Origin of the sequence: Chryseobacterium sp. Mn2064, assembly GCF_049319685.1 — a bacterium.
In the GTDB taxonomy this organism is placed as follows: Bacteria; Bacteroidota; Bacteroidia; order Flavobacteriales; family Weeksellaceae; genus Chryseobacterium.
On record NZ_JBMOUE010000008.1, the window covers coordinates 21,673 to 34,607 of the forward strand.

The following is a 12,935-nucleotide window of genomic DNA, read 5'->3' on the forward strand; positions in this document are numbered from 1 at the left end:
ACAATCAAGATTTCATTAATCTTGATTAATAATTTTTCCTCTCAAAAATACTTAAAATATCCCAATTATTAAATCTTAGACCGTTTCAATTTTATCATGAACATAAACCTTTCCCCTAATCTTCACCTTTTCTCAATCATCCCTTCAACCTTAGTCTAAATTTGCTATCTTTGAGGTAAATGAAATGAATTAATGCCAGATTTTTTACATCCAGATAAAGAAAACTACTCACGAGAGGAGCTAATGCAGGAAGAGCAAATTCGTCCCCAGAGCTTTAAAGATTTTGCGGGACAAAGAAAAACGCTGGAAAATCTTGAGGTTTTTGTAACAGCTGCCAAAAGGCGTGGTGGCGCACTAGATCATGTTCTATTACATGGTCCTCCGGGTCTGGGAAAAACCACTTTAGCCAATATTATTGCCAATGAACTTGGAGTAAACTGTAAAATAACTTCCGGTCCTGTACTGGACAAACCAGGAAGTTTAGCAGGTCTTTTAACCAATCTGGAAGAGAATGATGTTCTTTTCATTGATGAGATCCACCGTCTTTCTCCTGTAGTGGAAGAATATCTGTATTCTGCCATGGAGGATTACAAGATCGATATTATGCTGGAAACAGGTCCTAATGCACGAAGTGTACAGATTGGGCTCAATCCATTTACCTTAGTAGGCGCTACAACTAGAAGCGGTATGCTTACCAAACCCATGCTTGCCCGATTTGGTATTCAAAGCAGGCTGGAATACTACTCTATTGAGCTTTTATCAATGATCATTCAAAGGAGTGCCAGAGTATTAGGGGTTGCAATTTATGAAGATGCCGCCATTGAGATTGCAAGAAGAAGCCGTGGAACCCCGAGAATAGCCAATGCTTTGCTAAGAAGGGTAAGAGATTTTGCCGAAATTAAAGGAAATGGTGAAATTGAAATCAAAATTACCAAGTATGCCCTGGATTCTCTGAATGTAGATGAATTTGGTCTGGATGAAATGGATAACAAGATTATGCGTGTAATGATTGAAAATTTCAAGGGAAAACCTGTTGGGATTTCCGCACTCGCAACTTCTATTGGAGAAAATCCGGAAACCTTGGAAGAGGTATATGAGCCTTTTTTGATTCAGGAGGGTTTTATTATCAGAACTCCGAGAGGAAGAGAGGTCACCGATAAAGCTTATCAGCATTTAAATATTTCAAGACCTAGAAATCCTGGGGAACTTTTTTAAAATAAATGGCCAAAGTTTGAGTTTAAAGTTTAATGAAAATGTTATTCAGGTATGTTTATTCCTAAATTATACAAAAGCGAAGATGTAGAAGTGATGAGAGGAATTATCAGAGAAAATTCCTTTGCATTGTTGATTTCTTCTGTAGATAAAATCCGGGCAACTCATTCTATGATGATGCTGAACGAAAGTGATCCGGAAAATATTTATATTGAGACTCATATTTCCCGAGCCAATCCGCAGGCCAAAACGTTAAAAAACGGAGATGAAGTTCTTTGTGACTTTTTAGGGGCTCATACTTATATTTCAAGCAGCTGGTATGATCATATCAATGTTTCGACATGGAACTATGAAGCGGTACAGATCCATGGAAAAGTTGAAATAATGGATCATGACGAACTGTATGCTCATTTAGACAAATTAACTGCAAAATATGAAACCTTTCAACAATGCCCGATGATGGTGAAGGAAATGGGAAAAGAGTTTGTGGAAAAAGAAATGAAAGGAGCTTTTGGGATTAAAGTAATTCCTACGGAGATATTCATCAAGCAAAAATTGTCTCAAAACAGAAAAGAGAACGATTTTAATACTATCATCACTCAACTTGAACAATCTGATGATAGTAATGCTCAGAAAATTGCCGACAAAATGAAATTAATAAAGAAATAATCAAAATATATATATGAAGCTATATCCAATACAATGTGGAAAATTTAAACTGGACGGCGGTGCTATGTTTGGAGTCGTCCCAAAGAGTCTGTGGGAAAAAACAAACCCGGCAGACGAAAAAAACCTAATCGAGCTGGGAACCCGTTCTCTGCTTATTGAAGACGGAAAAAAACTGATTCTGGTAGACTGCGGTCTTGGTAATAAGCAGGATGATAAGTTTTTCGGTCATTATTCTCTTTGGGGAGATGATAATTTAGACAAAAATTTAAAGAAATATGGTTTCGTAAAAGAAGATATTACAGATGTATTCCTTACGCATCTTCACTTCGACCACTGTGGTGGCGCTATTGAGTGGAATGATGACAGAACCGGATACCGACCTGCTTTTAAAAACGCTCAGTTCTGGACGAATGAAAATCATTGGCAGTGGGCAAGTGAACCTAATCCGAGAGAGAAAGCAAGTTTCCTTAAAGAAAATATTATGCCGATGCAGGAAAGTGGCCAACTGAATTTTCTGCCTCTTCCTACTACCGGAAACTATGGTTTTGCTCCGGATCTGAAGATGGACGTTATCTTTGTAGACGGACATACGGAAAAACAGATGCTTCCTGTTATTCAGTACCAGGAAAAAACGGTGGTTTTTGCTGCGGATCTTATTCCTACATCAGGGCATATCAACCCGGTATACGTGATGGGCTATGATACCAGACCTCTTTTAACAATGGAAGAGAAAGGAAAATTCCTGAAACAATGTGTGGATAATGAATATTTATTATTCTTTGAACATGATGCTCACCATGAGCTGGCAAGTCTTAAAATGACGGAAAAAGGAGTAAGACTGGATGAGACTTTCAGTTTCAATGATGTTTTTGGATATTAATCATAACTTATGGAAGAATTACATTCAGAAACACCACAGGCAGATCCGGAACCAGCGGCACCCAAGATCATAGGATTAACAGGTGGGATTGGTTCAGGAAAGACCACCGTAGCTCATTATATTGAAGAATTCGGCTTTCCGGTTTACTATTCTGATGACAGGGCAAAAGCTATTGTAAATGAGAGTGAGGAGCTCAAGAAAAAAATCAAAGAACTTCTTGGTGAAGAGTCTTATGATGAGAATGGGCTTTATGACAGAAAATTTGTAGGAGGAAAAGTTTTTAATGATAAAGAACTTCTTCATCAATTAAATGAAATCATTCATCCTGCGGTACGGATCGACTTTGAAAATTGGGTAAAGAAACAAACCAAATATCTGGTTTTCAAAGAAACGGCATTGTTGTTTGAGCTAAAGCTAAACAGACAATGTTACAAGTCTCTTTTGGTAACCGCTGAGGACAATATCAGAATCAAAAGAGTGATGGACCGGGATAACAAAACTTACCGTGAAGTAGAATCTGTAATGGAAAAGCAGATGTCTGAGAAAGATAAAATCAAGATGGCAGATTGCATTATCTACAACAACACCAATTTGGAAGAATTAAAGGAACAGACAGAAAAAGTCATCTTTAATATTGAATAAAAAAACTCGTCAGAAATATTTCTGACGAGTTTTTTTATGTAAACAGAAAGTATTAATTATCATTCAAAAAAATAAGCCTCCGTTTCCGGAGGCTTATTCTATAATGAGAATTGATTAAACTATTCTTTGATAAATTTCTTCTGAACAGTATTACCGTTATCTTCAATGTCGATGACATAAACACCATTGATCAGCTTGCTAACGTTGATCTGGTTGTTTAGTAAAATTCCATCAGCGATCACCTGACCTGCAGTATTGTAAATCTTGTATTTAGCACGCTTGCTGATATTCTTAACATACAAGACGGAACTTACAGGGTTAGGGTAAATCATGATACTGGTCTGATCCAGAGGATTCGCAACAACAGGTTTAGAAATTCTTACCGTATAGTCTTCAACCTCTCCATTCTTAAAGCTTAAGCAGTTAACAGGAATTCCATCTCTCTCCATTGCCACTCTCATTACTACATATTTGTAATCTGTCATACTTACAAAAGCATCGGTAGGAACATTGAACTTCCCTGATACAGGACTGGTCATATTCGGTGAGGAAGAGAACACTCTTTCGTTGATATCAAATTCTCCGTTTCTGTTGAAATCGATCCAAACTGCTATTCCTTCATTGTAAGTTGGACCTGTCCATTTCTTCTCGATGATGATCTCATTATCAGTGGATCCCTGGATAAGCTCGATGAACGTCTTAGGAACTCCGGTATAATCGGTATAAGTAGATGCCAAAGATTCATTCACCATCTGCTTCTTACCATTTGGATTCACTGTAACTTTTGAGATATATTCTCCCGTTGAACTACCTGAAGACATTTTACAGTAAATAACTGTTGGGGTGGTAAAGTAGTATGGAGGAGTATACGTTCCAGGTGTTCCATTACAGATATTAACAACCTGCATTTCATACTTTGTTAGCTCTGTCAAACCAGTTAGTACTAAATTGTTGACCAATGAAGGTACTTCAGTCCAGCTTGGAATACCTACTTTTCTGTATCGAAGAACATAAGTCGCTCCTGGGAACGGATCCCACTTAACATCTGCAGTAGTTGGCAACAACTGAGTAATGGTTAATCCAGGAGGAGGTAACTGACATATTCTTTCCGTGGTAAATACTTTTGGATTTGAATAAGGGTTCAGTGTCGTCTCTCCGTTACACATATTGGCAATCTGTAATTCGTAAGTTGTATACGGCTCTAAAGGAATTACACTTCCAAGTACATAAGTATTGGTAGGTGGAGCTGGAAGATTAACATTATTCCATGTTGTCGTTCCTACTTTTCTCCATTGCATATAATAAGTAGCACTTGGTACAGTTGGGTTCCATGTAATTAATGCTGTAGTTGGAGTAATATTCGTTACGGTAACACTTGGCGGGGTTGGATCGCATCGTGTTGTGAAAGTCTTGATTGGCGTTGCAGTACCTACAACATCTCCACAAATCGCAGCTACTTCTACTTCGTAAGTCGTCGCTGGAATCAGTCCATTGATCGTAAGTGGAAGGTTTCCTAATAATGTCGATGCGTATACCTGAGTCCATGCTGTTGTTCCCTGTACTCGGTATCTCACTACATAACTCACTCCTACCCCTGTAATATTTACTGTTGCAGAAGTATGGGTCGTTGTAAATGTAGGAGCACTTGGCGTAGCATTACTACAAGGACGTATTTTTACTCGGTAGTCCTCTACTTCTCCATCTACTGCATTCTGACACATTACAGGTGCACTTGTACGTTTTAATACAACTCTCATTGTAGTTGTTAGTGGGCCTGTATACGCTGTAGAAGGCACACTGAATGTTCCTGTTATAGGAGTTGTTGTACTTGCGGCTGAAGTTAAAATTTTCTCAGCATCGGTAAACTGACCGTTTCTGTCAAAATCAATCCAAACCGTTACAGCATCGTTTCCGGTTGAACCAGTCCAACCTTTTGCCACAGAAATCTTATTATTGATGGAATTTACATCTAATGTAATTAGAGTTTGTGGGGTTGTGTAGCTGATATAGTTCGTCTGCACCGATGTATTGTTCATCACAGGAGCTCCAGGATTCGAAGACGTTACCGTCACATTTGAAATGTGATCATTCGTTCCTGAACCTGTCATCTGACAGTAAGACAATGGCGGTGTTGTAAAGGTTACTGAAGATGAATAGGATCCTGTGGATGTGCCACACTTCGTAGAAACCTGAACATCATAAGTAGTCTGTTCTGTTAATCCGGTAATGGTATAGAAGTTCTGACCTGCCGGTAAAGTAATTGTCTGCCAAGTTCCACTTGGAGAGACTCTATATCTGATCGTGTAAGTTGCTCCTGAAGTGGCAACCCACGATACTGTTCCTGTAGTAGCGGTAAGACCGTTCACTGTAATGTTCGTTGGAGCAGCTGTTGTACATGTTTGAGGATCTACGAATCTAACCGTATAATCTTCAACCTCACCCTGAGTGAAAGTTCCACAAGCATTATTAGTACTACTTGTACTCATCACAACACGCATACGCGTTGGCTGTGTTCCTGTATACACTCCACCTGCAGCATTAGGAACAGGGAAAGTAGCTGTCACAGGAGTTGTAGTATTGGCAGTCGTATTTAAAACTCTTTCACTTGTTTCAAAAACTCCGTTTCTGTTAAAGTCTATCCAGGCAGAAACTCCATAAGAACTTGTAGTACCTGGCCAGTATTTATTAACAGAGATTTTATTTGTGTTTCCAGAACCTCTTTCTAAAATAACAACTCTTGTAGCATCTCCAGTGTAATCTTTATATCCGTCCGATCCTGAATCACTTACCATAATAGGAGTGTTCACCGGAGTTACAGTTACATTATTGATATAAGCACTGGTAGAAGTATTACCTGTAGGGTTTGCAGTACAATAAGTTAATGCAGGAGTTGTAAAATTCACACTTGTTGAGTACGCTCCTGTAGAACTTCCACAAATAGTAGCAAGCTGAACCTCATACTGAGTCTGATCTACTAAGTTGGTAAGTATCTGGCTATTTGCAAGCGGAGTTGTAATGTTAATTGTTGTCCATGTAGCATCTGTAATCTTTTTATATCTCAATACATAAGTTGCTCCAATTGCAGGAACCCAGCTTACAAGAGCTGTACTTGCAGTAAGATTCGAAACAGCGATGTTACTTGGAGGGGCTGCAGAACATGGCTGTAAAGCAATAACATTTAATGTAAAGTCTACATAGTTACCAGAAGCAGCAGGTCCACAAGAAGTAAGATTTCCAGAATAAGATGTTCCCATTCTTACTCTATAGTTTCCAGGAGCCTGTCCTGCCGGAATTGGAATAGTTCCTGTTGCAGTAGCTGTATAGCTGGTAGTAGCGAGAATAGTTTCGCCAGGACCATTGAAATTCATGTCATTATTCCAGTCAACCCAAATATAATAGTAATATGTATTGTTTCCTGCAGATGCAAGATTCACTGTTACAGAAGTTGTAGGAATAGCTGAAACTACGGTTGTAGAGTTATTTACATATGCTACATAAGTGTTTGCAGTGTAATTTAAATTCGCAATACCACCTGTCGTATTAATGTTATTCAGGTAATAAGCTGTATTTGAAGTACCACCTGTAGGCACACAATATCCAGTATAGAAAGAAAGTGGTCCTTTCCATGCACTTTGATCTGTTGCACTACATCTTGCTCTTACCCATGCGTAGTAGGTTGTATTAGGATTTAGTGGCGAAAGCGTTGCTGTAGTTCCGGAAGGTACATTCTGGGAAGGTACAGTTGCTCCTGTTGGAGCGGTGTTTGTTGTACTGTAATAAATGTCATATCCTCCTGCCGGTACATACGAGAACGCAGTCCAATTCAATACTGCGCTTGTTGGTGTTACCGTTCCAATAGATAACGATCCTGTCGCAGGCATAGGCGGACAAGTAGGAGGTGTTGTAAAGCTGATAGGAGCAGTCCATGTACTTTGGTTCGTAGCACTACATTTTGCTCTTATCCATACATAGTATGTTGTATCGGGCGCTAAAGGTGATAGTGTTGCAGTCGTTCCGGTAGGAACATTCTGTGATGGAGGGGTTGCAGCTGTAGGAGCTGTGTTTGTCGTACTATAGTAAATATCATACCCTCCTGCTGGCACATACGAAAAAGCAGTCCAGTTCAATACAGCACTTGTTGTTGTTATTGCACCCATGGATAAAGTTCCCCCTGGAGGCATAGATAAACATGTAGGTGGCGTACCGAAAGTCAGCTGTACATTAGGTCTGTTTGCAGTCACCGTACCGTTTCCGGTAGGCGCGGTAGTATCTGCTTCGAAATACATATGGCTTGCTGTAGCCGTACTGTATTTAAAGCCAGCCCCTGTCAATCCAGATCCTCCTCCGGATCCTCCGTAGTTGGTTTCTACCAAAACCATCAGATTATCCGTTCCATTGTAATTGTAAGGAAGCTGTAATTGAAGAGTATTCCATCCAACTGCCAAACTGGTTACGTTTGCACTGTATACCAAAGTAGCTCCAGTGGTTATCGTGTTCCAAGATTGAGCCGTGATGGCTGTAGTCGTTGCTGGTACAGATTTTAAATACACTTTAACCGGCATGGCAATGTTCATTGTTGCGGTAGCTTCCCATCCTACAGATAGGATACTTCCTCCGGCCGGAGTGTTTATTTCTGCAGCAGTATAGAGCGACGCAGACCTTTGATATCCGTAATAAGGAGTCAAAGGGTACCGCTGTGTACTAGTTCCTGTGCCAATGGTTACCACCTGGGCATGCAAGGACAACCCAAAGACCAACCAAAGAAACAGTACTAAAGAAGTAAAAAGTTTCTTCATAGTTTTTATAATAATTTTATAATAATCACACAAAATTAAGCTTTTCAAATCATAAAACAATACACAAAAGACATTCAATTAACAAATCATCAATAAAAAAACAACTGCATTAAAGATGTTTACAATTTTAACCAAATTGAATAAAAAACATAACTTTAAGAATCTATCTGAAAAATATTAATAACAAAAAAAATAAGCCCCCGTTTCCGGAGGCTTATTCTATAATGAGAATTGATTAAACTATTCTTTGATAAATTTCTTCTGAACAGTATTACCGTTATCTTCAATGTCGATGACATAAACACCATTGATCAGCTTGCTAACGTTGATCTGGTTGTTTAGTAAAATTCCATCAGCGATCACCTGACCTGCAGTATTGTAAATCTTGTATTTAGCACGCTTGCTGATATTCTTAACATACAAGACGGAACTTACAGGGTTAGGGTAAATCATGATACTGGTCTGATCCAGAGGATTCGCAACAACAGGTTTAGAAATTCTTACCGTATAGTCTTCAACCTCTCCATTCTTAAAGCTTAAGCAGTTAACAGGGATTCCATCTCTCTCCATCGCCACTCTCATTACTACATATTTGTAATCCGTCATGCTTACAAAAGCATCGGTAGGAACATTGAACTTCCCTGATACAGGACTGGTCATATTCGGTGAGGAAGAGAACACTCTTTCGTTGATATCGAATTCTCCGTTTCTGTTGAAATCGATCCAAACTGCTATTCCTTCATTGTAAGTTGGACCTGTCCATTTCTTCTCGATGATGATCTCATTATCGGTGGATCCCTGGATAAGCTCAATGAACGTCTTAGGAACTCCGGTATAATCGGTATAAGTAGATGCCAAAGATTCATTCACCATTTGCTTCTTACCATTTGGATTCACTGTAACTTTTGAGATATATTCTCCCGTTGAGCTACCTGAAGACATTTTACAGTAAATAACTGTTGGGGTGGTAAAGTAGTATGGAGGAGTATACGTTCCAGGTGTTCCATTACAGATATTAACAACCTGCATTTCATACTTGGTTAACTCTGTTAAACCAGTTAGTACTAAATTGTTGACCAATGAAGGTACTTCAGTCCAGCTTGGAATACCTACTTTTCTGTATCGAAGAACATAAGTCGCTCCTGGGAACGGATCCCACTTAACATCCGCAGTAGTTGGTAACAACTGAGTAATGGTTAATCCAGGAGGAGGTAACTGACATATTCTTTCCGTGGTAAATACTTTTGGATTTGAATAAGGGTTCAGTGTCGTCTCTCCGTTACACATATTGGCAATCTGTACTTCATAAGTTGTATACGGCTCTAAAGGAGCTACACTTCCAAGTACATAAGTATTGGTAGGAGCCGCCGGAAGATTAACATTATTCCATGTTGTCGTTCCTACTTTTCTCCATCTCATATAATAAGTAGCACTTGGTACAATTGGATTCCATGTAATCAAACCTGTAGTTGGAGTAATATTCGTTACGGTAACACTTGGCGGGGTTGGATCGCATCGTGTTGTGAAAGTCTTAATTGGCGTTGCAGTTCCTGCAACATCTCCACAAATTGCTGCTACTTCTACTTCGTAAGTCGTCGCTGGAATCAGTCCATTGATCGTAAGTGGAAGGTTGCCTAATAATGTAGATGCATATATCTGAGTCCATGCTGTTGTTCCCTGTACTCTATATCTCACTACGTAGCTTATTCCTACCCCTGTAATATTTACCACTACAGAATTATGGGTCGTTGTAAAGGTAGGTGCATTTGGCGTAGCATTACTACAAGGTCGTATTTTTACTCTGTAATCCTCTACTTCTCCGTCTACTGCATTCTGACACATTACAGGTGCATTTGTACGCTTCAATACAACTCTCATTGTTGTAGTCAGTGGGCCTGTATAAGCAGTGGAAGGAACAGGGAAAGTTCCTGTTACAGGAGTTGTTGTACTTGCGGCTGAAGTTAAAATTTTCTCAGCATCGGTAAACTGACCGTTACGGTCAAAATCGATCCAAACGGTTACAGCGTCATTTCCGGTTGCACCGGTCCAGCCTTTTGCCACAGAAATCTTATTATTGATGGAATTAACATCTAATGTAATTAGAGTTTGTGGGGTTGTGTAGCTGATATAGTTCGTCTGCACCGATGTATTGTTCATCACAGGAACTCCAGGATTCGAAGACGTTACCGTCACATTTGAAATGTGATCATTCGTTCCTGAACCTGTCATCTGACAGTAAGACAATGGCGGTGTTGTAAAGGTTACTGAAGATGAATAGGATCCTGTGGATGTGCCACACTTCGTAGAAACCTGAACATCATAAGTAGTCTGTTCTGTTAATCCGGTAATAGTATAGAAGTTCTGACCTGCCGGTACAGTAATTGTCTGCCAAGTTCCACTTGGAGAGACTCTATATCTGATCGTATAAGTTGCTCCTACTGTAGAAACCCAAGATACCGTTGCTGTACTAGCGGTAAGGCTGTTCACTGTAATGTTCGTTGGAGCAGCTGTTGTACATGTTTGAGAATCTACAAATTTAACAGCATAATCTTCAACCTCACCCTGAGTGAAAGTTCCACAAGCATTCGCATTGTCAAAATATCTCATCACAACACGCATACGGGTGTTGAGTGTACCCAAGTAAACATTACCACTTGCAGAAGTAGGTACTGAGAAAGTAGCCGTTACAGGGGTTGTAGTATTATAAGTTGTATTTAAAACTCTTTCACTCGTCTCAAAAGTTCCGTTTCTGTTAAAGTCTATCCAGGCAGAAACAGCATAAGAACTTGTAGTACCTGGCCAGTATTTATTAACAGAGATTTTATTGTTGGCAGAACCTCTTTCCATAATTACTAATCTTGTAGCATCTCCAGTGTAATCTTTATATCCGTCAGTTCCCGAATCACTTACCATGATAGGGGTATTGGTAGGAGTAAGAGTTACATTATTGATATAGCCACTTGTAGCAGTATTACTTGTAGGGTTTGCAGTACAATAAGTAATAGCAGGAGTTGTAAAATTCACACTTGTTGAGTACGCTCCCGTTACACCACCACAAACAGTGGCAATCTGAACTTCGTATTGAGTTTGTTCAAGTAAATTTGTCAGTAAAGCATTACTTATCAATGTTCCTACGTTAACACTTATCCAAGCTCCACCAGATACTGGTCTGTATCTGACGATATATGTGGCATTTGATGCTGAAGTCCAAGTAACATTCGCTGAAGTTGGAGTCAAGTTATTTACTGAAATGTTCGTAGGCGGCGCTGATGTACAAGTTGCCAGATCTATTAATTTCACTGCATAATCTTCTACCTCTCCATAGTAGAAGGTTCCACATGCAGCAGTTGTACTGGATTCATTCAGAACTACGCGCATTTTGGTAGTAAGGTTACCCATATATACTCCTGATCCCGCTGCAGGAACAGGGAAAGTAGCTGTTACTGGAGTCGTTGTATTACTTCCTGAAGTTAATACTTTTTCATTCGATTCAAAAACTCCATTTCTATTAAAATCGATCCAGACTCCTGTTGCAAACCCATATTGATAACCAGGCCAGCCTTTAGAAACTGAAACAGTACCATTAGTACCTCTTGCTAAAGTAACCAGTCTTGATGGATCTGTACTGTAATCCGTATACATACTTTCTACAGAATTGCTTACCATAGAAGGAGCTCCCTGTCCATTTACTGCTACCTGACTGATATAACCATCTACATAAGTACTTGTAGAAGCTGCAGTACAATAAGACAAGGCAGGAGTTGTAAAGTTAACACTAGGAGAAAAGGCCCCTGCGGTTCCACCACAAACAGTAGCTACCTGAACTTCATACGCCGTCTGCTCGGTTAATCCTGTAATTATCTGGTTTCCGACAAGAGTTCCCGTTACATTGATGGTTACCCATGGCCCTCCGGCAACAGGTCTGTATCTAACAATGTAGGTTGCTCCTGTAGCGGTATTCCAACTTACATTAGCAGTAGTGGCGGTAAGATTTCCAACAGCAATATTAGCTGGTGCAGCTCCTGTACAGGCAGTCAGCAAATGACTCACCAACTGCACTCTAGGAATGCTGGAAACTACATCGGATGCAGGAGGTGGTGATGCTGGGTTTGGATTGTTCGAATCTTCATAGTACACCATTCCTCGGTTACCCCCGGTTACATTATAAGATCCCCAAGCAGTACCTGGCGAATCTGAATAACCCGGAGTTTTTTCGTTAACAGCAATCACCAGATTGTCTGTTCCATTCCATGTAAACGGAGTACTTAGCTGTAAAGTCACCCAATTACCATTACTAATGGTAGGCAGGTCTCCAGCATACACCTGCGTTAAAGAACTGAAAGGTACCCAGTTTGTAGCAGATGCAAAAGCCGTTTGGGTGGTATTCCCCATATACACAACCCAGTCTTTATAAACATCCTGGGATTGGGATACCGTATTGACGTAAAATTTTATGGATGTGATATAGGTAGAGGTTCCGATTGCCGCCGAAACTTCAGCAGCCGTGTAAATCTGCTGAGAATAACTATATCCATAATAGGAACGTATGGGAAGATACACGGAGGTACCTGTTCCTGTCCCAATCTGGCCTGCCTGAGCTGAGACTTTGGAAACAAAGCCTGTACAAATCAAACAGAGAAACAAGATTAAAGAGGTAAAAAGTTTCTTCATAATGTCATGATTATAATGTTGATTACACAAATCTAATCATTTTTTATTATTAATTTAAAGCTACA

6 protein-coding genes are annotated in these 12,935 nt (G+C 39.7%); 4 read left to right on the forward strand and 2 right to left on the reverse strand.

The window, feature by feature from the left end:
* Nucleotides 1-192: 192 nt before the first annotated feature.
* Genes ruvB through coaE form a run of 4 tightly spaced genes read left to right on the forward strand, consistent with a single transcriptional unit; the run spans nt 193 to nt 3,403 of the window.
* Entirely contained in the window at nt 193-1,215 is a 1,023-nt protein-coding gene (gene ruvB, locus ACL9RH_RS22060) for a Holliday junction branch migration DNA helicase RuvB (protein WP_422695487.1), read from the forward strand.
* 51 nt (nt 1,216-1,266) lie between these two features.
* On the forward strand, nt 1,267-1,881 hold the full coding sequence (locus ACL9RH_RS22065; RefSeq protein ID WP_422695488.1) for an FMN-binding negative transcriptional regulator: 615 nt from the start codon (nt 1,267-1,269) through the stop codon (nt 1,879-1,881).
* A gap of 13 nt (nt 1,882-1,894) precedes the next feature.
* The gene (locus ACL9RH_RS22070) at nt 1,895-2,761 is read left to right on the forward strand and encodes an MBL fold metallo-hydrolase (RefSeq protein ID WP_422695489.1); all 867 of its coding nucleotides are present in this window, start codon (nt 1,895-1,897) and stop codon (nt 2,759-2,761) included.
* Between the two features lie 9 nt (nt 2,762-2,770).
* The gene (gene coaE / locus ACL9RH_RS22075) at nt 2,771-3,403 is read left to right on the forward strand and encodes a dephospho-CoA kinase (protein WP_422695490.1); all 633 of its coding nucleotides are present in this window, start codon (nt 2,771-2,773) and stop codon (nt 3,401-3,403) included.
* 119 nt (nt 3,404-3,522) lie between these two features.
* Here coaE and ACL9RH_RS22080 read toward each other — a convergent pair whose 3' ends face one another.
* Both ACL9RH_RS22080 and ACL9RH_RS22085 read right to left on the reverse strand, forming a co-directional pair.
* Nucleotides 3,523-8,199: a GEVED domain-containing protein gene (locus ACL9RH_RS22080; protein WP_422695491.1), complete on the reverse strand. Its 4,677-nt coding sequence runs from the start codon at nt 8,197-8,199 to the stop codon at nt 3,523-3,525.
* A 240-nt stretch (nt 8,200-8,439) separates the two neighbouring features.
* Nucleotides 8,440-12,870, reverse strand: coding sequence for a GEVED domain-containing protein (locus tag ACL9RH_RS22085; RefSeq protein WP_422695492.1), 4,431 nt, complete (start codon nt 12,868-12,870; stop codon nt 8,440-8,442).
* Between the last annotated feature and the right edge of the window lie 65 nt (nt 12,871-12,935).

What these genes read in the sequence shown, in the direction of transcription:
- ruvB (WP_422695487.1), top strand. Translation starts at nt 193, where the DNA reads ATGCCAGATTTTTTACATCCAGATAAAGAAAACTACTCACGAGAGGAG.
- ACL9RH_RS22065 (WP_422695488.1), top strand. Translation starts at nt 1,267, where the DNA reads ATGTTTATTCCTAAATTATACAAAAGCGAAGATGTAGAAGTGATGAGA.
- ACL9RH_RS22070 (WP_422695489.1), top strand. Translation starts at nt 1,895, where the DNA reads ATGAAGCTATATCCAATACAATGTGGAAAATTTAAACTGGACGGCGGT.
- coaE (WP_422695490.1), top strand. Translation starts at nt 2,771, where the DNA reads ATGGAAGAATTACATTCAGAAACACCACAGGCAGATCCGGAACCAGCG.
- ACL9RH_RS22080 (WP_422695491.1), bottom strand. Translation starts at nt 8,199, where the DNA reads ATGAAGAAACTTTTTACTTCTTTAGTACTGTTTCTTTGGTTGGTCTTT.
- ACL9RH_RS22085 (WP_422695492.1), bottom strand. Translation starts at nt 12,870, where the DNA reads ATGAAGAAACTTTTTACCTCTTTAATCTTGTTTCTCTGTTTGATTTGT.